This window comes from Deltaproteobacteria bacterium HGW-Deltaproteobacteria-2 (assembly GCA_002840505.1).
Lineage (GTDB): Bacteria > Desulfobacterota > Syntrophia > Syntrophales > Smithellaceae > Smithella.
In genome coordinates, this window is record PHBC01000005.1 from 220,236 (window position 1) to 244,423 (window position 24,188).

A 24,188-nucleotide genomic window follows, 5' to 3' on the forward strand; every position below is an offset into this window, starting at 1 on the left:
TGTAACTCAACCATGAATAAATATTTTATAAAATAAAATTTATGATTCAAGAAAGGAGTTTTATGCGTAGATTTATTATTTGTGTTTTTATTTTTCTGTTGGCTGTTCCGGCATGGGCTGCCCAGCCACAAACTGAAGACCAGAAAGCCCTTTACGCGCTTGGAGCTGATCTGGCTAAAAAACTGTCTATTTTTAACCTGTCTGCCGAGGAGTTTGACTTTGTCAAGCAGGGTATGAGCGATGCAGCTGCCGGTAAAAAGTTAGATGCAGAACCGGAAGCCTATCAGCAAAGCATTGGTATTTTGTTTCAAACAAGAATGCTGGCCGCCGCGCAAAAGCAAAAAGAATTGTCCAAACCTTTTTTAGAGAAAGCAGCCAAGGAAAAAGACGCGCAGAAGATGGCCTCAGGTCTTATTTACCAGCCAATTAAGGCCGGAACCGGCGCTCAACCCAAATCCTCAGACGTCGTCAAAGTTCATTACACAGGCACTTTTATTGACGGCAAGGAATTTGACAGCTCTGTTAAGCGTGGTCAACCTTTGGAATTCCAGTTGGGACAGGTTATCCCCTGCTGGACAGAAGGTCTCACGAAAATGAAAGTCGGCGGCAAGGCTAAATTAATATGTCCTTCGGATATCGCTTACGGCGATCAGGGTAGACCGCCTATAGTTCCCGGAGGATCAACACTGATCTTTGAAGTGGAACTGCTGGATACTAAACATACTCCCGCAGCAGCTTCAACTACCAAGAAACCATCAACGTCCAAGGCAAAAGCAAAGAAATAGTTCGTTTTAAAAATCATATGAACGTAAGAGCGGGCTGAAAACCCGCTCTTATTGACATATGAAGATGATTCTTCTATACTCACACCCCACGGACAAATTCTTTATTATCTGTATAATTTCAGAAGGATTAAGTTATTATGAAATATGAAAGTGTCGCGGATGTTCAGTCACGACTAATAAAGGCCGGATACATCCCCTCTAAAGAAATTGCTACAGTCGTTTTTCTGGCTGCGGCGACGCAAAAACCGGTTTTAGTTGAAGGGCCGGCCGGTGTCGGCAAGACAGAACTGGCCAAAGCCGTAGCCCGCTCTCTGGACCGGGAGCTTATTCGTCTCCAGTGTTATGAAGGATTGGATGAAGCCAAGGCTCTTTATGAATGGGAATATGCCAAACAGCTTCTTTATACCCAAATGGTTAAAGACCGGCTCAACGACATCATTTCTTCCGCTGCGACCCTAACTCAGGCAGTTGATCAGATAGCCGCTCAGGAAGACGCTTTTTTCTCTGACCGTTTCATTCAGTCCCGGCCGCTTCTGCAGGCCATCAGCTCGGAGAAACCAGTCGTGCTTCTTGTGGACGAAGTGGACAAATCCGATCCGGAATTCGAAGCGTTTCTGCTGGAGCTTTTAAGCGACTTTCAGGTTTCCATTCCCGAACTGGGCACCCGCAAGGCCATTCAGATTCCTTTTGTACTTTTGACATCCAACAACTACCGCGATATGAGCGATGCGCTGAAACGCCGCTGTGTTCATCTTTACATCGATTATCCCGCACGGGACGCGGAGATTTCCATTGTCCGGCTCAAAATTCCGGGAATCGAGGAAAAACTCTGTAACTCATTGGTTGACGCGATCCGTAAAATTCGCACACTGAATTTGAAAAAAAGTCCCAGCATTTCCGAGACGATTGACTGGGCGCAATCGCTAATCGCTCTGCAGATCAACGAACTGACGCCGGAGGTTGTTTCGGAGACACTCAATATAATTTGCAAATACCAGATTGACATGGAAAAAGTTCGTAAAAATATAAATCGTATTTTGCAGTAGATTAAAAATGTATGGTCAAACTCATTCAACAATTTGTGTCCTGCTGTCGTGCGGCGGGAATGCGTGTATCAACTTCGGAAGTCCTCGACAGTCTCAACCAGATGAAATTGATTAATCCGACCGATGAGTCGCAATTCCGGTCTCTGCTTCGCGCCAATTTTGCCAAAAGTATGCGCGACGTGCAGCACTTCGACCGCCTCTATCATCTCTTCTTTCATGAAATGCGCATGGATACTGCCGATATTAAACAGGCGGCCTCTTATTCCGAGCAAATAAAAAAAGCCGCGGAAATTCTCAAACAAATGCCGCATGATGATACTGTTTACGACGCCGTCGTGGACTTTATGCAGGGCAATCCCATGGCACTTCTCAAGGAAATGCGCCGGATTCAAACGGAAGAAGAAGTGACCATGTTGCGCTTTAACCTGGGGCCTTTGGGCAATCGCCTCAACGTGATGATCCAGATTAATAAAGCTGCATCCGCCGCTAAAGATCTGGTAGAGGACAACTACGCGAAAACTGATTCAGTCGCCGGGCGCGAACTTGCCGCCTATTTCGAAGAACGCGTGGCTGCCGCCCGCTCCATTCTTGCCTATGAACCACATCCGGGAGATTCCGGCACCAGAACAACCAAAACGGAAGAACAAAAACTCAAAGGGCTGGGCGAAAAATCATTTTCTTCTTTTACCCGCGAGGAATTGGAAGAAATGCGTGAAGCAATTGATAAGCTGGTCCGCAAATTAAAAAACATTGTCAGCCGCCGGTATGCTGTCCGCAACAGAGGAAGTATAGATGTCAAAAAAACTCTGCGCGCTTCGGCCAAATACAATGGCGTTCCGGTGGAGATCAAATACCGACGCAGGGCAAAACGCAAAAGCCGAATTGTCACATTGTGCGATGTATCCGGTTCAGTTTGGGCGGCAGCGCGTTTCATGCTTAATCTGCTTTACTCCTTGCAGGATTGCTTTGACAAAGTTAACAGCTTTGTCTTTATTGATCAGTTATCGGACGTAACTTCCATATTCGAAGAAAATGAAATTAACGAGGCGATTCGTCTGGTGCTGGAGAAATCTGATGTGAATTACAACGCATCAACCGATTACGGCGAAACTTTTCGCAATTTCAAGAAGGATCATATGGATCTTCTGACCAAGAAGACAACGCTGATAATTGTCGGTGATGGGCGCACCAATTATATGAATCCCGAAGACGCGATTCTCGGCCAGATGCGGGAGAAATGTCGTAGAGTTATCTGGCTCAATCCAGAGCAGGAAAATCTCTGGGGCTCCGGTGACAGCGAAATCAGGTCTTATACGCCTCACTGTCATGAGGTGCGCCAGTGCCGCAACGTCAATCAATTATTTACTTTCATCGAGGAGCTGGTTTTATAAAATGAATACTATCGCATCAGAAAAATCTTACAGTTGGATATCTCGCTTTGCCATCGAACACATCGCTTCACGCTCAGATTTACAGACAATTCAGAATTTCCCTCAGGACATCTGGCAGAAAATGGGTGAAGCCGGATTTTTTAAAATAGGAATAGCGCCGGAGTACGGTGGCAGCGGTGGCGGATTCAAGCAACTTACCGAAGCGGGCGAAGTTTTCGTTCGCAGTGGTTACAATATGGGGCTGGCACTGTCATGGCTGTACCAGCAGATTATTGCCCTGCGCGTTATCTCTGCTTTTGGCAATGAGAAACAACGAAAGCAATATCTGCCGCTGATGGCTCAGGGAAAGTTAATCGTGTCCTTTGCCGTTTCCGAACCAAAGCACGGAGCGCGTCCCAAATTACTGACCTCTACAGCAGTGCCTGACGGTAATTTCTATAAAATCAATGCGGACAAAATTTATTTAACCAACGCGCCGATTGCCGGACTTTTCATTGTCATAGCGATAACCGGTGAAGAGAAAGGACAGAAAAAATTCAGCGCCTTTCTGGTTTCGACTAATGATAATGGAGTTATCGTCAAACCACAGATGAAATTCGACTTCCTAAAACCTGCACCGCACGGCGGAATTAAATTAAATGACTGCCGTATGCCTTCTTCTGCCATTTTGGGTGAAAAAGACACCGCTTATACGAATATTGTCATACCATTTAGTGATGCGGAAAGTGTTGTTCTGATGGGCGCAGTGACAGGCGGAATGGGTGCTGAACTTATGGAATTAATCGTGGAAAGTGAAAAGCGCAACATTAATAAAGATAAACTTTTGCAAAGCGAAGTGGGAGCTTTAGATTCCCTGCTGGAAACAATGCGCGCCATTGCCCGCGATGCAGCGCAAAAGCTGGACGAACACGATAGCGCCGCTGTACCTCTGATAGTCACATTCAAAGAACTGGTTGCCGGTTTTCAATTGAGGATATCTGCCGCGGTTGCTAAATGGGAAATCAAAACAAAAGAACGTTATAATGTTCTTCAGACAGACATCAACGTTCTGGGAGCGCTGCAGGAAAAAACCTTACAGGATAAGCAGGCAAAGCTGGGCGACGAACTGCTACACGGAGCCAGATAAAAAATCTGGCCGGAAAATGAAAAATGAAGGTTTTTGTTATTTAATTTCGTCGATCCACTTTATTATGGATTTGTTGAGAATAAGGCTGTCTTTTTTTTCTGTTATTTTTGTAGATAACTTGAAAGACTGCATCTGCTCTTGATAATTAATTTCCACGTCATTTATTAATACAAAAGCTTCATTGGTGCTTTTAATTATATCAAAGAGCTTTTGTCCTGGTAAAACATTAATAGAGCATTTTATGGAAGTGCCATCCGTGCAAATAATAGTTGTTTGCTTTTTTTGCATTTCTATCATTCTTATCGCCTCCTCCTTGCCTTACACCAGTTTATTAATCAGCCATTTTTGATAATATCTTGTTTAAACCTCAGGAAAGATGGAATTTTACAAATTTTATTCTTACTTATGCTTTTTACTATACCGCAAATTAAGTCTATTTCAAGTAAATTATTATCGGATGTTTTGTTTTATGAAAAGATATACCGGTGAATAGAAAAACTGGATTTGGGAAGGGCAAGGTATCATATATAGCGACTGGTTTTTCTTTATTTTAAATTATTGTCAGACAGTGCAACCCGGCATATGAATAGATATACGCCGGGTTGCTTGCAGGTCTAACGCTTCCAAGAGGGGGGATAAAAATGGACAGCATTAGGTGGTGACATAATCATGTATGCATAGCTTTTATAATGTTGTTTACGGCTTTCTTTATTTTCCTCCAAGGTGTATTATCAATACACCTACAAACATTAAATCATTATTTGCGACGCTGAGCAAAGACAGCAGCACCCAAGGCACCGATTATTTGCGGGTCAACGGGCAGAGGTGTTACTTCCATATTGATGACTTTGGTGAGCGCTTTGATCAAACCATGGCTTTTGGCACATCCGCCGGTTACGGTCACCTGGGGGCGCATACCAATACGTTTAAGCAAAGAAAAGCAACGTTTGGAAACAGCCGTCTGGATGCCGGCGGCGATGTCTTCTGGTGGATTACGGCGGGCCAGAAGACTAATGACTTCGCTTTCAGCGAAGACACTGCACTGGGCCGTGACGGGAATAATCTTTTTAGCCTTTAAGGAGAGGTCTGAAAATTCATCAAGATCCATACGGAAGATGCGGCTCATCGCTTCGAAAAAGCGACCGGTCCCGGCTGCGCACTTGTCGTTCATAGCGAACTCCAGCACAGAGCCGTCGCCGTCGATGGAGATGGTCTTAACATCCTGTCCGCCGATATCAACAATAGTTTTGATGGCCGGTGCGCAGGAAAATGTTCCCATCGCGTGACAACTGATTTCCGAAATATTTTCATTGGCAAAGGCCACTTCGTTGCGGCCATAGCCGGTGCCGACCAAGTAGGTCAGATTTTTGTAGCTGCCGATGTCCGGGACCTGGGCACAGGCCTTTTCCAGTGCCTGTATGGAAGTAACTTCCGGGTCTATCTCGCTGGGCACGATGATGCTGGCAACCATATTGCCGTTTTCATCCAATATTACCGCTTTACCAGTGGTGGAACCTACATCGCATCCACCAAAATATTTTTTCGTCATGTTTATTCTTCTCCCTGTTATTATAATATTATCCTGTTGTATTTATAGATCCAGCATCCAACCCTTACCCTGTATTCGGGCAATGCTTCTGGCTGAAGATAGAAATGAGGATCTGAAAATATTACTCATAAGGGCCTGCTTAACCGGAGTCAGCTTCAGAAAAGCCCCAACGAATGTTCTCATATAGTCCTGGGTTATACTCATGGGATTATCGAATAGTTGATTCTGCAGTGTGCCGCGCTCGAGCGCTGCCAACATAGTCACCTCGAAAAGAGATTCCGGGTGTAAAACCTTACTTTCCCGCGGTATCATTTCCATTGCCTTGAAGGAACATTTGGCAATACATACTCCGCAACCCACGCATATATCGGTATTCAGCTTGCAAGTTTTCTTTTTCATATTTTTGGGATCATTTGCAGATACCAGGCTCAAGGCATTTACAGGACATACTTTGACGCATTTTCCGCACCCAGTGCACTTGCCTGCATCAATCTTGGAAATGAAATTGGAAGTAACGACGCAATTCTGATATCCGTACTTGGTCAATCCGCCTAAAAAGTTGCAGCAACACTTGCAGCAGTGACAGATGGCCACGGGATTCTTTTTAGTATTGACGGCGCAGAAGACGAGACTATATTCCTTTGACCGGGCGAAATTGTCCAGCATCTCGGATTTCGTGACTTTGCGCGCAAAGTTGTTCCTTATGCCATAATCTGCTCCGATTCCTAAAAGACTGCAGCAATCCGTGGGTGCATCGCATCCCCTGGTTCCGTTATGCAGTTTTTCGCTTCTGCAGGAGCAAAGACCGATGGCCCACTTATCAGTGCTTTCAATTAGCGATGAAGCTTTCTCGTAATCGAAGAATTCCGTGTGACTGTCAGCCGTAATTGATTCTTCGACGGGAATAACGCGAAGCGCGGAGACCTTTTCATTGTTTGAAAAATTAGCTGCGTGTACGGAGCCGAAGTATTCGTGAAAGAGATCGGCCATTCTCTTCTTGTTGAGATTGTTGTCGGTCCTCATCATGGTAAATTCGAATATTCCTATAGCTATAGGCCAGGGCATATAGTAGTACCGGCCATGTTTTTCGTTCCATGTGTCCATGACAAGCCCCTTCCTGCACAGACTATCTAATATGTTTTGCAGGCTGGTCTTCTCGATTTTGGTGATTTGTGAGATTCTTTCCAGCGTCGAGAGAGTATAGGGCATCTTTACCACGACATCAGCCTCATCAGTGGTATAAAGCTCTTTCAAAATGCTGTGCCAAGTTTCATTCCAAGGTGCCTTCACATGCAGGTTATCTATCTTTTCCCCAAGCTTACGATAAATATGGCCATCATCGGTAATGTGCATATGCAAGTCTCCTATATTGAACTAAAGAAGCAACAATCCTCGTTATTGATCAATTGGCTTAGCCTTCATAACGTTTTCCATGAAAAAATCAACCTGCCGCATCATGTTTTCGTGAGAGACAATGCGCTCGTCGGAAAGATCGTAATCCAATACAAGCAAAGGAATGCCTTTCTCCCGACATTTTTCGCGCAGTATTCCGTTCATTGCCTGACCACCCTTACAGCCCACGTGATTGGAAACCCAGACCATATCCAGATCGAACTGCTTGACCATGCGGAATATATCTTCCAGATAGTTTTCGGCCGGACCTCGGGTATGGCGAACCATCGGACCCTGCATGATGGTCTTTCCCCAGCCTTTGACCATAGTCTCGGGTGAAGTTGTGTCAATTGGTTCATGATGATTATAGGTCATGCTATCGTTAATAAGAAAAATGCCGTATTTCTTTTCAGCCCATATAAAAATGTCACTGAAATGCAAAAAGGGCGGATTCCAGAGAACTGCCCTGTACCGCTCGTTCTTCTTGGCAGGAATATTGTTTTCCAGATTTTTTCGCGCCATTTTCACGAGCTTTTCGTAGTGCTGAATTGAAGCAGGATCACCGGCGGAAACGTTGAAATGCCACAGGTGACTCAACCACACTGCTATGCCTGCCACAGGGGAAGGCCTTTTCCTACTCATTTCCCATAACTCCATTTCAAGTTCCAGCATGCGATTGCGTCCTTCAAAGAACCGGCGCATACGATTCCAGTCCATGCGTTTAGGGGTGTGTTTTTCCAGAAAGCCGATCATACCCATAACGTCTTTGGCGAAAAGTTGTTCTGCGCGCTCGTTGTAGAAATTATAGGGAGCATCCAGCCGGTAGGTGGGGATATCACCATATGCCCGCTGGATGAAGGCATAAGAAGCCGCTCCTGCATCGCAGGGCAGGTTAGAACTCACCATGGCCACGCCCTTGGGCGTATGACCTTTAAGAACCATACCTACAGTTGCCTTGGGCAAACTGCATGCATCGGGATTCATGCCAGAGTTTTCCGCCTCATCAATGTATTTTAAAGTGCCGTCCGATACCAGAATGGGCAGGATAATGCCCCAGAGTTCAAGCATGTAACAGTTCAAGCCCATTCCACGTGCGATATCATAAGGGACAAGGTCCTCAAAAATAACTAGATTCTCAGCATCCCACAGCATATTCCGCAGTTCATTAATAACACCTAATGTTACAGAGTGAACCGTTATGCAAATTGCATCATGATAAATACCTGTATTATCTCGCGCCGCACGATTGGCCAATCCGTTAACACGAATCAGTATCAGTATCCACGGATGTTTGATCAGCTTACGAATAAATGTAATAGGACCGAGCTTGAAAATGGAATACAATATCCATTGAATAATTGCCGCCCAGTTCATGATCCAGTATTTCGTAAAAACAAGAGCCTCCCTGGGATGCGGCGCACTGAAATAATATCCGATAAGAGATCTTTTAAAAAAACCTTTCGACAATTCCGGCAGACGCATGATTGTATTTCTGGTATTATCAAAAACAGTATTGAGCTTCACGTAAGCCTCCTTATGAATTCATTATTTGCCCATGCTTTCAATAAACGCCTGTACGAAGCTGACCTTCACCGCCAAGACGATATTCCCGCTCCACCTTGAGTACCGGTTTGCCCTTTTCACGCAATGCGGTTACCAACGGCATGGCATCTTTACCACCACATCCACCTAATCAGGAGTATAAAGCTCCTTGGTAATGTGCATATGCAAGTCTCCTATATGGAACTAAAGAAGTAATAATCTTCTTTATTGATCAATGCGTTTAGCCTTCATGACATTTTCCATAAAGAAATCCACCTGCCGCATCATGTTTTCATGAGATACAATCCGCGGGTCAAAGAGGTCGTAATCCAGGATGAGCAGGGGGATACCTTTGGCGCGGCACTGTTCGCGCAGAACGCCGTTCATGGCCTGACCGCCCTTGCACCCAACATGGTTGGCGATCCAGATCATATCGAGATCGAATTGCTTGTACATACGAAAGATATCGTCCAAGTAGTTTTCAGCCGGTCCGCGGGTATGGCGCACCATGGGTCCCTGCATGATGGTCCTGCCCCAGTCCCTGATCATTGTTTCAGGGCTAGTTATGTTGATGGGTTCATGATGATTATAGGTCATGCTGTCGTTGAGAACGACTACACCATACTTCTGCTCGGCCCAATTTAACATGTCAACAAAATGGAGGAAGGGGGGGTTCCAGATTACTGTACGGTATTTCTCGTTCTTCGTGGCAGGAGTATTATTCTCAAGATTCTTACGTGCCATTTTAACGAGCTTTTCGTAATGTCGAATCGACGTCGGATTCCCGGCTGAGACATTGAAATGCCATATATGACTCAGCCACACTGCCGCGCCCGCCAGAGGGGCCGGCTTGATCCTGGTCATTTCCCACAGCTCCATCTCGAGTTCCAGCATGCGGTTGCGTCCCTGGCATATCTCACGCATACGATCCCAGTCCATGCGCCCGGGGGTGTGTTCTTCCAGAAATGCGATCATGCCCTTAACGTCCTTGGCAAAGAGCTTCTCGGCCCGCTCATTGTAAAAATTATACGGCACATCCAGTCGGTAAGTGGGGATATCATTATCTACACGCCGGATAAAGGCATAGGAGGCCGCGCCGGCATCACAGGGCATATTGGAACTCACCATGGCCACACCCTTGGGCGTGTGACCCTTGATGACCATGCCCACGGTGGCCTTGGGCAGACTGCAGGCATCGGGATTCATACCCGAGTTTTCGGCCTCGTCTATATATTTTAAAGTTCCTTCGGATGTTAAGATAGGCAGGACAATGCCCCAAAGTTCAAGCATGTAACAATTCAATCCCATTCCGCGCGCAATATCGTAAGGAACAAGATCCTCGAAAATAACCAGATTTTCAGCATCAAACAGCATGTTTCGCAGTTCTTCAATGACGCCTAAGGCCACGGTGTGGACCGTTATGCAAAGCGCATCATGATAAACGCCGGTCTGGCCACGCGCTAAACGATTGGCAAGTCCGTTGACACGAAGCAAGGTCAGTATCCAAGGATGCTTGACCAGAGCGCGTATTAATCCAATGGGCCCGAGCTTAAAAATGGATTGCCCTATCCAGTACAGAATTGCCCCCCAGTTCATGATCCAGTATTTTGTAAAAACCATAGCATCCCGGGGATGCGGCGCAGAGAAATAATATCCGATGAGAGATCTCTTTAGGAACCCTTTCGTTGCATCCGGCAGACGCATGATGGTATTTTTGGTATTGTCCAAGACAGTATTGAGTTTCACGTAAGCTTCCTTATGACACCGTTATTTACCCATGCTTTCGATGAAGGCCTGTACGCGTGTGCGCAGCTGACCTTCGCCGCTAAGGTGGTATTCCCGCTCCAGTTTGAGTACCGGTATTCCCTTATCACGCAACGCAGTTACGAGAGTCATGGAATCCACGCCCCAGAGATCACAGAATTTGATAATTTCGAGCACCACGCCATCTGCGTTGTATTCTTTCACGGTGTCGACAATTATATTCAGCCGGCGATCGAAATCTTCCATCATACGCGGACAGAGCGTCTTTTTAAAGGTGTATTCAGCCATTATTTTGTAGGGGCTATCATTATTGAGTTCTATGGTTTTGAATCCGGGAATTGTTCCGGTACAGAAACGGTCTGCTACAACCAGACATCCCTGCGATTCGATTATCTTTATAAATTCCGGGTTATGTAAATGACCGCCTACAACCACCAGGCGTGCCCGGGAATTCTTTATACCCTCACGTTGTTCAAGCTCTTTCTTGAAATCGAGGATATAAGGAAGGATCAAATCCTTGGGCGATGTCAGAGAAGCCATGACGATCTGGTGAAATTCGGTGCCGCTGATGGGTGGATTAGGTTTCTTGCGCAATTCACCGATAGATTGAATTGTACTGGCAAAATCGTTCCACTGGCGCATGGCCTTTCTGAGCGATTCATCGCTCATGTCCACGCCGAAATGACCGGCAAGTTTATCAGCGAGTGTCTTCAGTTCATCCGTCATCCAGACGAGCGTATCCTTGTTTACTTTACGCGGTACGTCCAGGATATGATTAAAGTCAGGCTTCTGGAGATATTCCAGGTTATCGTAGAGACGCTGCATATGGGCACACGAAGGAACAAATACCCACCCTTTCAGCAGATCAAAACGTCCATCCATGGCAAATTCTAACAGGCCGCGGACGTAGCTGCAGGTGAAACTCGAAAGATAATTATCCGCGATCTCGGTTCCGGCCAGGCCGGGCGCGTGCAGACGCACCGGGAAAAGTTTGTCTGCCATGAGCAAAGCCTCGGGCACGAACGAACAGGAATACGCAATAGGTATGCGCCCGCTTTGCTCCGCTTGTTCAACCAAACGATTTTGCGGACTCTCCAAAAGTTCTTCAAATACCTTCATGGTTTTGCTAGGTGGTGCCATACTAATATTCCTCCTTCATTCAACTTCTATTCCATCAGTAGATGCTTTCTCCCCGTTTTAGGTCTCCGAAGAGACGTGCAAAGATCGTATTATAGAGGGATGAAATCACCAAATTCCCGTACCACCAGGATTCGTTTAAGGCTTCTTTGGGACAAATGTTCTGACAGTGGTAACAGCGGATGCATCGGCCATCCAGGACCGGATATGGTGCAAGCTTAATACTCTGCACCGGACATTCCTTGGCGCAGAGCTCACACTGATTGCATCGGCTCTGTGTAAGTTTTGGCTTGGGCAGAATGATGCGCAGCAGAAAAGGCTTCGCTATGAGACCTACCAGTTGATAAAATCCCAAAGTTGGTTTAAGCGCGTCCGGACGGCTCTCCGGCATGGTGCCCGCATCGCAGGACTTAAGATGTTTTTCCACGGCCAAAGCAAAGGTACGAGCTTCGGCCAAATCTTTGGCGTTAGGACGGTTCGGCAGCCGGCCAATCAGACACGGTGCCGGGTGGTGTACCATACCCCGGCTCATGAAGCCGCCGATGACATTCGATCCTTTTTTGCGCAGCTCCCGGGTTAGCTCATAAAGAACACGACCGGGTGCTCCGCCCGCAGTGGCGAAAACAAAAGCCTGTTTATCTTGAATGGCTGGCCATGTACGCAACCAGGTTTTAACTGCTGAAGGGGCCTGGCTTTCGAAACATGGAGAGCCCACGCCCAGTAAATCACATTTTTTGATATCTTCCGGATCAACATCCTGTATAGTCGAGACGCGGACGGTGTGTTTTTTTTTGCGCAGGACGGTGGCCATGGCTTCCGCAACTTTGCGCGTCTGTCCTGTTTGCGAAAAATATACTATTGCAATATTCATAGAATACTCTCTTATAATCAATAAAAAAATCAGTGTAGCAGCTTCATCTTTTCCGGAATACCAGTGATGGTGATAGAAAACATCATGGAGAATATTCCTGAAAATTATTAATGACTATGACTATGCATAGAAGAACATGTGCAACCCGGATTAAAAATTTCCAGTGGAATAATTCGCATAGTCTCCAGACATTGGCGAACCGAATTGAGCGCGGTACAATCCGGGAGCATTAAAAAACTCTTCCCCTCGATGTCGCTGTTTCTTATGTTCTCGTCCTCGGGAATAAATCCCAGGAATTCTATATCTTCAGGTAACTGCATCTTGCCCAGTTCCTGTTTGTCGCGTATCCGGTTAATAATATATCCTACACGTTCGTAATGTACGGCATCAGCGGCCACCTTTTTAAGTGTAGAAATCACTCCGACACCTTTGGCCGATTGGTCGGACACAAGAATGAGGTGGGTAACGCTTTCCATGACGCGCCGGTTAATCTGTTCGACCCCGGCTTCGCCGTCAATCACCACGTAATCAAAATTACTGGAAAGCGATTTGATAATATCTTTCAGCATATCATTTACCTTGCAGTAGCATCCTTCCGTCTCCGGCCTGCCGATGGCCAGAAAAGCCAGGTTTCCCCGTTCCTCCAGGGCATTCGTAAGTTCATAATCGAGCAGCGAGATGATCTGTTTTTTATCGCCGCCCTCACGTTTCTCGATTTTATTTATCAGCAAATTGCGCACGTCATCTACGGTACAGCGCACGCTGATGTCCAGAGCGGACGCAAGGCCCACGGCAGGATCGGCGTCAATGGCCAGTACCCGTGCCCGGGGATCCTCTATGAGAATTTTCGTTACTGCCGCGGATATCGATGTTTTTCCCACTCCGCCCTTGCCGCAAATAGCTATAATTTTGGTCTTTCTCTTAGCGACGCACATTTGGTTCTTCCTTTTTTAAATTGTTCCTGATATTCCGGAGATCCTCCACCTCATCGCACACATCGACAAATTCGCAGGAATCGCATTCGAAGGACATTTCCGCGGCCATTTTGTTGAGGGCACCGATAAGTCGCGACGCTTTGTCACCTAACACACCCAACTCCCGAACATCCGCAGGCGACGATGTCACGAAAACGATTTCCACCGATTCCACGAAATCGACATTACGATACATCTGGGCAAGGGCGCTGCCAAGGGTTGCGAAATTCATCCCCTGGCTTATTGCTTTCTTACTTACCCGGCTCCACTCCCGCCCATACTGCGAGACGGATCTCATCATGTATCCGGAGAGGTTGAGATCGTACCGTGCCATTTCCAACTCCCGGTGTCGTTCGTAACAGTTGTCCTCCGTCATTCCCCGTACTCCCAGGAGTACCACTTTACCGAAGGGAAGATTCTTCTGTTTCGAGTCACCAATATCCGGACCAATAAGTGTTATCCGTCCATCGTTGATTTTTTTTGCATCGTTGGACCACAGCATGAAGGAAGCGGACTCATCCCGTGGATTGCCCAGCTCAATTGCAGTATCGGGCTCGAGCACTACATTTCCTTTACCGGCAATGGGCCAGCTCGACAATCGCGGAATTGCATATTCCCTGCTTCCTTCGGCATTTTTCTTTTGAAGGTAATCCCGCAAGTCGGCTATAACATTATCAAAGAGATTCATTTTCCTCTCATTTTGTAGCGGCGGTTCTCTCTGTTTTCACTTCTTTTTAGATGATTCCAGCGCGTCCATGGCAATGAGAGCTGCACCAAGGGCTCCATTAATCTGGGGATTTTCCACCCGATGCAATTTCACACCGAGGGCTCTCTCCAGAGCGGAAAACATTCCGGAGTTTTTTGCCACGCCACCGGTCATCACGGCATCCGGAACTACAAGAATGCTCTTGGCCAGTGAGGCTGCCCGGTTGGCAACGGCCTGGTGTAGCGCACTGATTATATCAGGAATCTCTTTCCCCTCATTTACGAGTGAAATAATTTCGGTTTCGGCAAAAATCACACACTGGTTGGACAGAGTAAGTTTTTCCTTGGCCTGCTCGGCTATAGCGCCCATATCATCCAATTTTATATCAAGGGAATCGGCGATAATTTCGAGAAATCGTCCTGTGCCTGAAGCGCACTTGTCGTTATATACATAACGTTCTACATTTCCTTTTTCATCAATCCTGATGGACTTCGCATCCTGCCCGCCGATATCAACTACCGTACGTGCTGACGGCACCTGCCAGACAGCTCCTCTGCCATGACAGACAATTTCAGATTCTGAAGAGTTCATAAAGGGGATATGCTTACGACCATAGCCGGTACCTACGCTGTACTCAATGTCCTCAATTTTTATGCCGGCCTTTTCAACGGTGCGTTTGATTACGTCAAGTGCCGACTTCTCCGGTTGCGCAGACGCTAGAATAACCTCCGAAGCCAGTATTTTCCCATCCTTTAAAATCACGGCCTTGGCCGTGAGAGATCCGATATCACAACCTGCAGTAATCATTTGGCACCTCCACTGACTTTTTCCATGGCGAAGAGCGCGGCTCCAATAGCTCCTGCAATCTGCGGGTCTTCGCGACGTATCCTTTTAATTCGTATTCCCAGATTCTTTTCCAGCGCGTTGACCACACCGTTGTTTTTGGCCACTCCACCCGTCATACACACATCACTTTCCAATCCAATGTTGTTGGCCAGAGTGGACATGCGGCTGGCCATGGCGTTATTGACTCCCGCGGCAATATCTTCAATAGGAACCTTGTCATTCAGATGCTGTATTACATCGGCCTGGGCCCAAACCGTGCATGCCGATGCAAAGGTGACGGGATGTCTGGAACGAAGCGACATCTCTCCCATCTCCTCGAGTTTCAGATTCATCACCTTGGCCATTACTTCGAGAAAACGGCCGGTTCCGGAAGCGCACTTGTCGTTGGTGATAAATTTCACCATGTCGCCTTTATCATCCAAACGGAGGGCCTTGCAATCCTGTCCGCCGATATCGATGACAGTTCTTACCGAAGGTACCAGCCAGCGGGCGCCTTTGCCGTGACAGGCAATCTCTGAAATGGCTTCATTAATAAAGGATATCTTGTCGCGGCCGTATCCGGTTCCCACGCATCTTTTTATATCTTTTATGGTCAGGCCTGCCTTAGACAAAGCCATACCCATTACTTCATCTGCCGATTCCCAGGGGCGAGCCTTTGATTTGATAATAACCGATTCAATAATTTTGCCGTTCTTCATGATGACGGCCTTGGACGTTAATGATCCTACATCGCATCCTGCTACAAACATTATACAAGCCTCCTTACCTTAAGAAATTCCATAAAACGCTCTTCCGTGGCTTCCCAGGACTGCACGCGCACGTCAAAGGCGTCGGCATACATGATATATGTCGGATATCCGGCTTTTTCTGTGTCTCGAGCCAGGAGCTTTACCATTCCCCAAGTATTGCGGCACCCCGGTGTTCCGTTGTAAACAATGAAGTCCGCGCTGTAAATCTTGGCCAGACCAAGAGTATCTTCCAACCACATATTGGGAGCATCATAAGGGCCGCGAATTGATTTGACCATGGGCATGCGCGAATTAATCATGCTTACGCTGTCAATCAAAGCATCCGGACTCTTCGTATCAATAATATAAGCTGCGTCTTCTTTGTGGTAGTGTGCCACGTGCGGTGCGTTGTGTGACCAGAAATGACTCAGAATATTGCCCTGATAACAGATGCCATTGCTGTCCAACATTTGCCAAAACTGCAAATTCTGAGCGTAATGATCGATATAACAGAAGAAAGCCCGCAGCTTTTCGACGCCTCCGCTTAATCCGGAAATATTTTTCGCGGCGTTTTCCCGTGCTATTTTCAGCATGGATTCGAGCACACCGGTACATTCCGGCATTCCCGCGAAAAGAAACCGTGAGGCATACACCATCAGATTGTAAGGGACAGGTAAAGGGCTGGGTATTAGCCGAGCCAGATCTTCCAATTCAGCAATGAGTTCATCCTGCTTCGCCACTTCCAGAAGATTCACTTTTAACCGATCATAATCGAGCTTTTTCCCCGTATGTTCTTCCAGAAATCGTATGAGCGCCTTGAAGTCATCCCGATGGTATTCATGGGAACGCTCACCGGTTAGATCCGGCGGGAAATCAAGCTGAAAGAAAGGTTTCTTAAGGTAGGCTGAGGCGAAGGAGAACGCATTGGCGTTAGTGTCGCAAACGCCCGGTGTATCCGTGACAAACATGTCAACATCCGCACCGATACCTGCCAGATATGCGCCTACGGCTCCTCGTTGAGAGGAACAGGATGTTTCGGTAAAGCCCACTTCGTTGCAGTAATCCAGAAACTCCGCAGTGCCTCTTTTATACGTGAAGGCCATCATAACGGAAAGAACTTCCAGACAGATAGGCATGATGTCCATGGCGTAAAAAATAGCCGGAGAAAAACAAAAAGTGGTGATGGCAGTCTTGTTGCCTTTTTCCTTGGCAAAAACCAGATTCTCCAGATATTTTGAACATATCCCGATAAACTTCTCCCCGGGCTCGCCAGTGCTCAATATTGCATTAACAACCCCTTTAAAATAAGGGATATATTTAAGTATTGTTTGGTATTCCTTTTCCGTTCCGCTTTTCAAGCGTGAAGCTGCCGAAAAGGCATTCCACATCATCCAATCAAAATTATATTCTCGCGTTTCTTTTCTCATGCGGCAGCCCTCCTCTGCTGTATTCTTTCGATAAAGGCGTCAACACGCATTTTCATTCTACCCGTTTCTACCAAGGGGCCGTACTCGCGCTCCAAACGCATGCAAGGTATGCCCTGTGCTTCCAAGTCCTTCTCGAACAGTCCGTTTTCGGCACCATGAAGATCGCAAAATCGGATGTTTTGCAGAATAACGCCTTCAATTTTCGCCTTTTCTACTTTTTGTGTGAGTATGTCTAATCTTCTACGATAATCTCCATACATGCGGGGACAATCATTGTGCCCCAGATATCGCTTGCAGAGTGCTGATACTGGATCACCATCTTCGTCCACTCTGTCGCTATAAAAGCGCGAACCGAAACAAAGATTGTCGGCAACTACTAAGGATTTTTCCCCTTCAATCACCTTGACCAGTTCCACATCATCATTGGCACTGCCCACGAGCATCAAACGCACGCGTCCTTTAATCCCCGGTGATTTTTCGGCATTAGAAATAAACTGCTCCAGTAATTTATTGTATTCTTCCCGGGGCATGGTGGTGCCGGAAAGTATAACCGCCAAAGCTTCTTCTCCTGTGAAGGGAGGAGCATCCAGAGTGCGCAGCGCTTCGAAACGATCAAGGAGAACTCTGCTTTGATTATACAGTTTGATAGACTTTTTCAGATCGGCTTCGGCAATCTTCACCTTAAAGTGTTCTTCTACTGCCGCAATTAGGCGTCGGGTTTCATCAGTCAGCCACTTAATAGTGTAGTCCGAGTATTTATGAGGGACGCCGTAATGAAAAAAGAAAGGGGGGATGACGCCCTCTACGTCGCTGCCGGCCTTGCGCCAGCACTCATCGAGCCTTCGCATCGAATCGCAACCCGGGGTGATAATTGCGCCGTCTAAAAAATTAAACTTACCCTCTCCGGCCAACTGCAGCATGCATTTGGGAAGGCTGCAAATAAAAGGTCCGAAATAGGTATCACCGATTGTAGTGTCGGTGGAGCCAAAGCCTCGTATTCTAAAGGGAAGTATTCCCGCAGCATGAAAGATTTCATCGGGCACATACGAACAAGTATAGCCGACCACTTTTTTCCCGCTTTCTTTCCACTGCTTTACATATTTATTGTTGAGTACGGTGGAAGTCTCAAAAAATTCTTTCATCATACGACGGCCTCCTTGCTGTTAATGGCGCTTTTCAAATATGCCAGCGCTTCCTCAATTTCCGCGGGAACACCCGCAACATCAGGTCTCAAAAGATCTGCTATTCCTCTGATAAGGGGCGGCAATACTTCGGACGCCACCGGTTTAAGAGATTCCACAACGTCATCTGTCAACCAGCGCACCGTTTCCCCAACCTCGTTCGCATCCACTGAATTTATTGTTTGCGATAAAGTATTTCGTATGATTCCGGGAGTGGTAGCACGTACGCGATTTAACATTCCGCACAATCTGCTGATCGTACTTGCTATCTCCTGGGCATCAATTTCACCCATTCCCTTGGCAAATTCACGCGCTATATCTTCGTCGGAAAACAAGCGCTCAAAGGCGTCGGCCTTGCGACTCCATTTTCGAATTGAAGCGATCATCGAAACAAAATGGCTTTGAAAGAACTCCCTGGATAGCTCCGGACTCTGCTCCAGCAAATCAATAAAGCTCTGCAACGCCATTTCTTTGATTTCAGCTAAAGAATTTTTGGTTTTAAGTAAAAGATTGATGTCGATCGCGCTCATAGTCTCACGCGTGATGCGCGATAAGGTATTGGCCGATTGAGGCTTGCCCGGCTCTCCCAGAAGAGCACTGCCGGTGTGTACCTTTCGAACCAACTCGCTAAGCTCATTAATAAGCAGTCCGATTTCTTTGCCGTCGATTTCATCAGCCAGAGACAATACAACGTCGGCGAGAAGGTCCGGCGCCAGATTATTTATTGGTGTTAAAGTTTCTTTCACTGCCGAAACAGCTGTATTTGCGACTGATGGAAGAAGAGAAAGCAGACAGACCACTTTAGCGGGATATCGCCACATCTCCTCATTGGCCATTTTAACTACTGCAGTAATATCGTCTTGGGAGCAATCCAATGCTTCCTTTAATTCTCCAAAATCTATATTTTCAATTATTTCCCGAAATCCGGGACGCAGAATTTCCGCATAATCCACATCGCCGGTTAACGTGTTTTCAGTTTTACCTTTTGCGGACAGAACTTCGTTAAAAATCTTTTCCACATTCGCGGACATCCGCATTTTTAGTTTGCTGTCACCAGACCAGTCTTGAAGCGCCGCGTGAACAATAGACATTATTAGTTTTCTTGCCGCGGGTGTTTTTACTATCCTCCACACAACCATGCCCGTCATATCGGCGACGCTCTCTGGTTGAATCGATTTTTCAACACATTTCATGGAATATGCCTCCATTCAAAATTTAAACTTCAATTTCCACTCAATAGTTTTTGTAAAACTATCCCTTTCGCTACTTCCGGCGTTTCATCCTTTTACGGAGAAGCTGCCATGCCCAGGAAACCAAATGCAGCTTCTGGTCGAGTACAGCATTGACGATAGTGTGGGTCGCATCACGGAGCTCATCACCGTCGACATTTGCCACTACGTCAGAAACGAATTTGTTCACTATGCGCGGGTCGCTTATGCTGATTTCGTTGACAAAACGGCACGCTGAATTGATTCCCTGACCGATTAGCGGCGGAACCTCTTGAGTTATTGCCTTGCTGACCGCTTCCCTCAGTTCGGGTGAAGCTTCCCAAAGATTTTTTATCATTGTGGAGTAGGCTTCAACCAGGGCTTTAAATTCATCAGTGTCAATATCCTTTATAATACTGCCAAGATAATCTCTGAGCAGTTCCGGTGAAAATTTTTCATTGAGTTGATTTCCAGTTGCCGCCAGAGCACCTACACAGGAGTTGACAATAGGCGGAATGGAGCCCAAAATGGACAAAATAACCTCCGGATCCTGCCAGATAAGAGCTATCACCAGCGGATGGGATTTGTCCGGTTTTATGTTTTGTAAAGAATTACGTATTATATCTTTCACAAAGGGTGTGCGTAATACCTCTTTGAGCACTCCTCCCTCGGCGGGCATCACGGCGCTATTTTCCATGTTCTTCTCCCTCCGTATTAGTATTGGAAGCCTCTTGCTCCTTGTATGCCTCTTCCGCTACGATCCACAATTCAGTTGCCAGCAATTTTCCGTTGCGGACGATACTTTCCAGTGATTTTTTATCAAGTGATAAAACCATCGATTTCATAAAATCGTGCAGCAGTAGAGGTGAAAACTTATCGTTAAGCTGAATGAGCAGTTCATCCAGGCCTTGAATTAAGGAATTGAAGATAGAAGGAACGGCGCCCAGCAATCCCAGAAAAAACTCCGGGTCCTGCCACATCATCGTTCTAACCAGTCTTCGGCTCGCTTCGGGATCGATATTCTGCAGTACTGTTCTTGTGCCTTCTTTGAAGCCCGGTTTTTTGAGCAGTTCCTTAAGAACTCGATCGGTTAAGTCAATTACTCCTTTATTGGCTTCTTCCATTTTTTTTCTCCTATAATGTCTTGCAGTTGAAGAAATACCGGGCTGCTTCCATCTGACAGAGCTGCTTGCCGCCCATCCATAACTGAATGATTTTGATATCGCGCCAATGCTTTTCAATATCGTATTCGCGGTCGGCACCATATGGGCCGAGAACGTCCATTGCCTTTCCGAAAATATCCACCGCTCTGTCTGAGACGAAGTCTTTGAGGTTACGCATCTTGCAGGCTACTTCATCCGTATAGATGGGATAGCCGTATGGTTTGTTGCGCCTGTCGCCCATTCTTGCCGCTTCATAGGTCAGAATTCTGCAAACATCTATATCGCCGGCGATCCGGCCGATAATGCTGGCAATGTGGTCGTCTTCTTTCAGGGGTTTGTTCTTGTAAGTTTTCGTCGATACGAAGTCATAGAGAATTTCGTAAAGGTTGAGCATCGCGCCGCACAGAAATCCCATACTGGCCGCTAATCCCCAGGGAATGATTTCGCGGAAGACCTGAGCGTCCATCCCTGGTCCGTGAGCGCGGTACCAGACGGGAACCCTAACATCTTCAAACCAGATATCGCCGTTTTTATCGGCGGCCATACCGGCTTTTTCATAAGGGCCTCCCTGGGTTACACCTTTGGCATCGGCGGGAACAAATATCATGGCGAAGTCGTTGGGGTCATTTGATCCCAGTTTCGTTGTGCACGGAACGCTAAACAGCTTAGCTACACCACCGGTATTGGTAGGCCAAAGCTTGTGACCGTTTATAACCCATTCATCGCCCTCTAAACGGGCAAGGGTGCGGATGGTTTTGCCTCCGAGAATGTCCATGTTTTCGATATCCGCTCCGCCTTGAGGTTCCGTCATGGCATTGGCCGCGAAGACCGCTTTGTCAGCATTGCAGAACATGGGGGCGAATTCTTTGGCCAGCCGCCAGTTGACATGAGGATCGACCAGAATAGTCGTGAGCGGCCAATAGGTAACCATAAAAGCCACAGCCATGGCCGTGTCTGCCCGTCCGACCTCTTCCGCCAACGCGCAGGAAACTGTGAAGGCGGAATCGGATTGTCCAATGCCCCAGCCTCCCAGCTCCGGCGGGAATAGCGCTTTTTGAAGGCCGACGCCTTTATTTCCCATAAGCTTGTCGAAGGCCGGCTCAATCATGTGATGGTTTTTCCAGTCTTCATCGTATTTGCGTCTGAAGGGCATTACCTCCTTGGCGGCCCAGTTTCTAATGACACTGCGGATGTGTTTGTCCATAGGTGATATATATTCTTCCGGTTTTGAGAATTCATCGAAGTTTTTCATCATTCGTCTCCTTTTTAAATCTCTTTGCAGTCAAAGAAAAACCGCGCCGTATCCATCTTTACCGGCGCCTCGGCACCGACTCCGCACAGGTATGACTGGATGGTCTTGACATCCCTCCAGTGTTTTTCCACATGCCACTCCTTGGAGTAGCCGGCGGACCCCATAAGTTCCAATCCTCTGTTTATTGCCCGCATTACATTCTGTTGTATTTTTGATCCGATAACCTGCGAAATTGTGTAAACTCTTTGGCTGCCGCTTTGTCCCCAGTCATTCGGCTTGGACATTGTTTGAGCAAGATCATAAACCAGTAATCTAGAGGTGAAGACCTCGTCCGCTACATCAGCCAGAACGGAGGCGCAGAGGGGATTTTCTTTCATCATGTAACCGCCCTTGATTGTTCTTGTCTCGGACCAGTCGCCGACCATTTCAAAAAAGTTCATGCCCGTTCCTACGCTTACACCGCCGAGCAGAAGATTTAACCAGGTGTAGATTTCCTCTACGACACCCTGACGGGAGATAACATATGCTTTGGGAATTCTTACATTATTGAAACTGACATCGGCATTAAAGGTGGAGTTTAAACCGGTTTCCAGAAGAGTCTTGCCGCGAACTATATTGGTGTCGTTACCGGGGACAAAAGCGATACAGGGCTTGCCTGCTTTGTCGGCGCAAACCACACAAAAAAGATCAGCTGTGGCGCCACTGTTAATCGGCCGGAGATCTTTGCCATTAACGACATAACCATCGCCTTCCGGCTCAATGGTAGCAAGAATCGATCGGCCCAGGAATAAGGGGGTATCCTGTCCAACATTTCCCATTCCGGGAAGGATAAGGGAAAAAGTTTTTAATTCTTCACCGCAGTAAACAGGCGCGAGCGCGTCACACAGGGCTTTGTCGAAATTTGGAGCCATAGTGATCGTGGCTAAGATCGTGTATTTGACGGCGGTTGCTACGCCTATAGCGGCGTCTGCTCGTCCGATTTCGGTGAGAATGGAAACCAAGCCCGGCGCGTTGGCAGGATTAGTCCAGCCAAATCCGCCGTGTTCTTCGGGCAGGATAAGTCTTTGCAGGCCGATAGTGAGATTGAGCGTTTTGCTCTTTTCAATAAAGAGCTTTTCGTAATTTTCCCTATACTCCTGACGCTTGGAAATAATCTCTTTGTCGGCCCATTGCCTTACCAGATTAATAATAGGTTTCGACTCCTCATCCACCAATTCCTTTGGGTAAACAAACAACTCATCCAGGGCTTTGTTCATAGCTCCTCCTTTTCCCGATTATTGTTTTTGTTTTATTTTTTTCGAGGTCCGGTTTTTCTTTTATTTTGAACTGTCTTTATTTTGCTTATGATTTTTTTCTTTTCAACGGTTGTCTTTTTAGGATCTATTGGATTCATCAAGACAGTGCGGATTACTTTCTTGAGTTTTTGCATAGCCTTTTCCAGATCATCAGGTGCATCCACGATAGGAGGCCTGAGGATTGTGTTAAGGAAATCTATCTGATTGTCGTATTCGTTGGGTTCATCAAAGGCCAGCGAATGGAAAGAAAGTCCCAGAAAATAAATGAATATTGCCCGGGCAAACTGTCTGGAGATGTTTAGTCGCTCCGACATACCGGCCGTATAGCGTTCAGCAAAAAACGAATATACCTCCCTCCACTGCTTGATATCTACATTCCGGTAAACATCAATTGCCAGAAGCATGATGTCTTCATAGAGCTCGCCATTTTCCTTCCAGTAATCTATAATCATGTCAAAACGTTCACGGATGCTTTCGATAGACTCCGTACGGCGGATATATTCATCTACGTTTTCATCGCCGAGCCAGGCAATCATCTGGGCGAGCATGTTTTCTTTGGAGGGGAAATAATGGTAGAGCGATCCCGTAGAGACGCCGTTCTCGGCGGCAATTTCTTTCATGTTGATGTTGTGATATCCCCTGCGGGTGAATAGACGTAAACTGTTTTTCAATAACTCTTGACGATATTCATCATGGTTGACGATTTTTGGCATGGTCAAGTCCCTCCTTGTTTTATATCGAATAGGCGTTATAAAAAAAACATATAGACAAATTTTTGTCAAGAAATATTTTATCTTTTTTAAAA

The 24,188-nt window shown here is 46.6% G+C and carries 23 protein-coding genes; 4 read left to right on the plus strand and 19 right to left on the minus strand.

Annotated features, from left to right (window positions below; genetic code table 11):
• Positions 1-62: 62 nt before the first annotated feature.
• The 4 genes from CVU62_11645 (at position 63) to CVU62_11660 (ending at position 4,348) form a co-directional block, all read left to right on the plus strand.
• The gene (locus CVU62_11645) at positions 63-785 is read left to right on the plus strand and encodes a peptidylprolyl isomerase (GenBank protein PKN37249.1); all 723 of its coding nucleotides are present in this window, start codon (positions 63-65) and stop codon (positions 783-785) included.
• Between the two features lie 137 nt (positions 786-922).
• Positions 923-1,831 (plus strand): ATPase, encoded by a 909-nt coding sequence (locus tag CVU62_11650; protein PKN37250.1) that lies wholly within the window; start codon positions 923-925, stop codon positions 1,829-1,831.
• A gap of 11 nt (positions 1,832-1,842) precedes the next feature.
• The gene (locus CVU62_11655; protein PKN37251.1) at positions 1,843-3,222 is read left to right on the plus strand and encodes a hypothetical protein; all 1,380 of its coding nucleotides are present in this window, start codon (positions 1,843-1,845) and stop codon (positions 3,220-3,222) included.
• Complete coding sequence (locus CVU62_11660; GenBank protein ID PKN37252.1) at positions 3,158-4,348, plus strand: hypothetical protein; 1,191 nt, start codon at positions 3,158-3,160, stop codon at positions 4,346-4,348. Before CVU62_11655 ends, CVU62_11660 begins: the two co-directional genes overlap by 65 nt.
• 36 nt (positions 4,349-4,384) lie before the next feature.
• On the opposite strand, the gene CVU62_11665 is transcribed toward CVU62_11660, so the two are convergent.
• The 19 genes from CVU62_11665 to CVU62_11755 all read right to left on the minus strand — a co-directional run bounded on the left by CVU62_11665 (position 4,385) and on the right by CVU62_11755 (position 24,096).
• Positions 4,385-4,645 (minus strand): hypothetical protein, encoded by a 261-nt coding sequence (locus CVU62_11665; GenBank protein ID PKN37253.1) that lies wholly within the window; start codon positions 4,643-4,645, stop codon positions 4,385-4,387.
• 460 nt (positions 4,646-5,105) lie between these two features.
• The gene (locus tag CVU62_11670; protein PKN37254.1) at positions 5,106-5,897 is read right to left on the minus strand and encodes an activase; all 792 of its coding nucleotides are present in this window, start codon (positions 5,895-5,897) and stop codon (positions 5,106-5,108) included.
• A gap of 42 nt (positions 5,898-5,939) precedes the next feature.
• On the minus strand, positions 5,940-7,250 hold the full coding sequence (locus CVU62_11675) for a 4Fe-4S ferredoxin (GenBank protein PKN37255.1): 1,311 nt from the start codon (positions 7,248-7,250) through the stop codon (positions 5,940-5,942).
• Positions 7,251-7,292: 42 nt separating this feature from the next.
• The gene (locus tag CVU62_11680; GenBank protein PKN37256.1) at positions 7,293-8,813 is read right to left on the minus strand and encodes a 2-hydroxyacyl-CoA dehydratase; all 1,521 of its coding nucleotides are present in this window, start codon (positions 8,811-8,813) and stop codon (positions 7,293-7,295) included.
• Between the two features lie 243 nt (positions 8,814-9,056).
• Complete coding sequence (locus CVU62_11685; protein ID PKN37257.1) at positions 9,057-10,577, minus strand: 2-hydroxyacyl-CoA dehydratase; 1,521 nt, start codon at positions 10,575-10,577, stop codon at positions 9,057-9,059.
• A gap of 21 nt (positions 10,578-10,598) precedes the next feature.
• Positions 10,599-11,735 (minus strand): hypothetical protein, encoded by a 1,137-nt coding sequence (locus CVU62_11690; protein ID PKN37258.1) that lies wholly within the window; start codon positions 11,733-11,735, stop codon positions 10,599-10,601.
• Positions 11,736-11,769: 34 nt separating this feature from the next.
• Complete coding sequence (locus CVU62_11695; protein ID PKN37259.1) at positions 11,770-12,603, minus strand: hypothetical protein; 834 nt, start codon at positions 12,601-12,603, stop codon at positions 11,770-11,772.
• Positions 12,604-12,710: 107 nt separating this feature from the next.
• Positions 12,711-13,538, minus strand: a complete 828-nt coding sequence (locus tag CVU62_11700) for a cobyrinic acid a,c-diamide synthase (protein PKN37260.1) — start codon at positions 13,536-13,538, stop codon at positions 12,711-12,713.
• Positions 13,525-14,265 carry a hypothetical protein gene (locus tag CVU62_11705; GenBank protein ID PKN37261.1) on the minus strand — a complete coding sequence of 247 codons (741 nt, stop codon included), beginning with the start codon at positions 14,263-14,265 and terminating at the stop codon, positions 13,525-13,527. Before CVU62_11705 ends, CVU62_11700 begins: the two co-directional genes overlap by 14 nt.
• 36 nt (positions 14,266-14,301) lie before the next feature.
• Positions 14,302-15,090, minus strand: coding sequence for a 2-hydroxyglutaryl-CoA dehydratase (locus CVU62_11710; protein ID PKN37262.1), 789 nt, complete (start codon positions 15,088-15,090; stop codon positions 14,302-14,304).
• Positions 15,087-15,878, minus strand: a complete 792-nt coding sequence (locus CVU62_11715) for a 2-hydroxyglutaryl-CoA dehydratase (GenBank protein PKN37263.1) — start codon at positions 15,876-15,878, stop codon at positions 15,087-15,089. Before CVU62_11715 ends, CVU62_11710 begins: the two co-directional genes overlap by 4 nt.
• Complete coding sequence (locus CVU62_11720; protein PKN37264.1) at positions 15,878-17,284, minus strand: 2-hydroxyacyl-CoA dehydratase; 1,407 nt, start codon at positions 17,282-17,284, stop codon at positions 15,878-15,880. Before CVU62_11720 ends, CVU62_11715 begins: the two co-directional genes overlap by 1 nt.
• Complete coding sequence (locus tag CVU62_11725; GenBank protein ID PKN37265.1) at positions 17,281-18,429, minus strand: 2-hydroxyacyl-CoA dehydratase; 1,149 nt, start codon at positions 18,427-18,429, stop codon at positions 17,281-17,283. Before CVU62_11725 ends, CVU62_11720 begins: the two co-directional genes overlap by 4 nt.
• Positions 18,426-19,658, minus strand: coding sequence for a hypothetical protein (locus CVU62_11730; protein PKN37266.1), 1,233 nt, complete (start codon positions 19,656-19,658; stop codon positions 18,426-18,428). Before CVU62_11730 ends, CVU62_11725 begins: the two co-directional genes overlap by 4 nt.
• Before the next feature lie 70 nt (positions 19,659-19,728).
• Positions 19,729-20,370, minus strand: coding sequence for a hypothetical protein (locus CVU62_11735; GenBank protein ID PKN37267.1), 642 nt, complete (start codon positions 20,368-20,370; stop codon positions 19,729-19,731).
• Entirely contained in the window at positions 20,360-20,797 is a 438-nt protein-coding gene (locus tag CVU62_11740) for a hypothetical protein (protein PKN37268.1), read from the minus strand. The genes CVU62_11735 and CVU62_11740 overlap by 11 nt, the downstream gene beginning before the upstream one ends.
• 10 nt (positions 20,798-20,807) lie before the next feature.
• Positions 20,808-22,091: a hypothetical protein gene (locus tag CVU62_11745; GenBank protein PKN37269.1), complete on the minus strand. Its 1,284-nt coding sequence runs from the start codon at positions 22,089-22,091 to the stop codon at positions 20,808-20,810.
• Between the two features lie 11 nt (positions 22,092-22,102).
• Entirely contained in the window at positions 22,103-23,344 is a 1,242-nt protein-coding gene (locus CVU62_11750) for a hypothetical protein (protein ID PKN37270.1), read from the minus strand.
• Positions 23,345-23,376: 32 nt separating this feature from the next.
• On the minus strand, positions 23,377-24,096 hold the full coding sequence (locus tag CVU62_11755; GenBank protein PKN37271.1) for a hypothetical protein: 720 nt from the start codon (positions 24,094-24,096) through the stop codon (positions 23,377-23,379).
• Between the last annotated feature and the right edge of the window lie 92 nt (positions 24,097-24,188).

Bases quoted from the DNA above. Each gene is read 5' to 3' on its own strand.
- CVU62_11675 (PKN37255.1), bottom strand. From the start codon at position 7,250: ATGCACATTACCGATGATGGCCATATTTATCGTAAGCTTGGGGAAAAG.
- CVU62_11655 (PKN37251.1), top strand. From the start codon at position 1,843: ATGGTCAAACTCATTCAACAATTTGTGTCCTGCTGTCGTGCGGCGGGA.
- CVU62_11650 (PKN37250.1), top strand. From the start codon at position 923: ATGAAATATGAAAGTGTCGCGGATGTTCAGTCACGACTAATAAAGGCC.
- CVU62_11670 (PKN37254.1), bottom strand. From the start codon at position 5,897: ATGACGAAAAAATATTTTGGTGGATGCGATGTAGGTTCCACCACTGGT.
- CVU62_11730 (PKN37266.1), bottom strand. From the start codon at position 19,658: ATGAAATGTGTTGAAAAATCGATTCAACCAGAGAGCGTCGCCGATATG.
- CVU62_11755 (PKN37271.1), bottom strand. From the start codon at position 24,096: ATGCCAAAAATCGTCAACCATGATGAATATCGTCAAGAGTTATTGAAA.
- CVU62_11725 (PKN37265.1), bottom strand. From the start codon at position 18,429: ATGATGAAAGAATTTTTTGAGACTTCCACCGTACTCAACAATAAATAT.
- CVU62_11695 (PKN37259.1), bottom strand. From the start codon at position 12,603: ATGAATATTGCAATAGTATATTTTTCGCAAACAGGACAGACGCGCAAA.
- CVU62_11740 (PKN37268.1), bottom strand. From the start codon at position 20,797: ATGGAAGAAGCCAATAAAGGAGTAATTGACTTAACCGATCGAGTTCTT.
- CVU62_11660 (PKN37252.1), top strand. From the start codon at position 3,158: ATGAGGTGCGCCAGTGCCGCAACGTCAATCAATTATTTACTTTCATCG.
- CVU62_11750 (PKN37270.1), bottom strand. From the start codon at position 23,344: ATGAACAAAGCCCTGGATGAGTTGTTTGTTTACCCAAAGGAATTGGTG.
- CVU62_11720 (PKN37264.1), bottom strand. From the start codon at position 17,284: ATGAGAAAAGAAACGCGAGAATATAATTTTGATTGGATGATGTGGAAT.
- CVU62_11710 (PKN37262.1), bottom strand. From the start codon at position 15,090: ATGATTACTGCAGGTTGTGATATCGGATCTCTCACGGCCAAGGCCGTG.
- CVU62_11690 (PKN37258.1), bottom strand. From the start codon at position 11,735: ATGGCACCACCTAGCAAAACCATGAAGGTATTTGAAGAACTTTTGGAG.
- CVU62_11715 (PKN37263.1), bottom strand. From the start codon at position 15,878: ATGTTTGTAGCAGGATGCGATGTAGGATCATTAACGTCCAAGGCCGTC.
- CVU62_11700 (PKN37260.1), bottom strand. From the start codon at position 13,538: ATGTGCGTCGCTAAGAGAAAGACCAAAATTATAGCTATTTGCGGCAAG.
- CVU62_11645 (PKN37249.1), top strand. From the start codon at position 63: ATGCGTAGATTTATTATTTGTGTTTTTATTTTTCTGTTGGCTGTTCCG.
- CVU62_11705 (PKN37261.1), bottom strand. From the start codon at position 14,265: ATGAATCTCTTTGATAATGTTATAGCCGACTTGCGGGATTACCTTCAA.
- CVU62_11745 (PKN37269.1), bottom strand. From the start codon at position 22,091: ATGATGAAAAACTTCGATGAATTCTCAAAACCGGAAGAATATATATCA.
- CVU62_11665 (PKN37253.1), bottom strand. From the start codon at position 4,645: ATGATAGAAATGCAAAAAAAGCAAACAACTATTATTTGCACGGATGGC.
- CVU62_11735 (PKN37267.1), bottom strand. From the start codon at position 20,370: ATGGAAAATAGCGCCGTGATGCCCGCCGAGGGAGGAGTGCTCAAAGAG.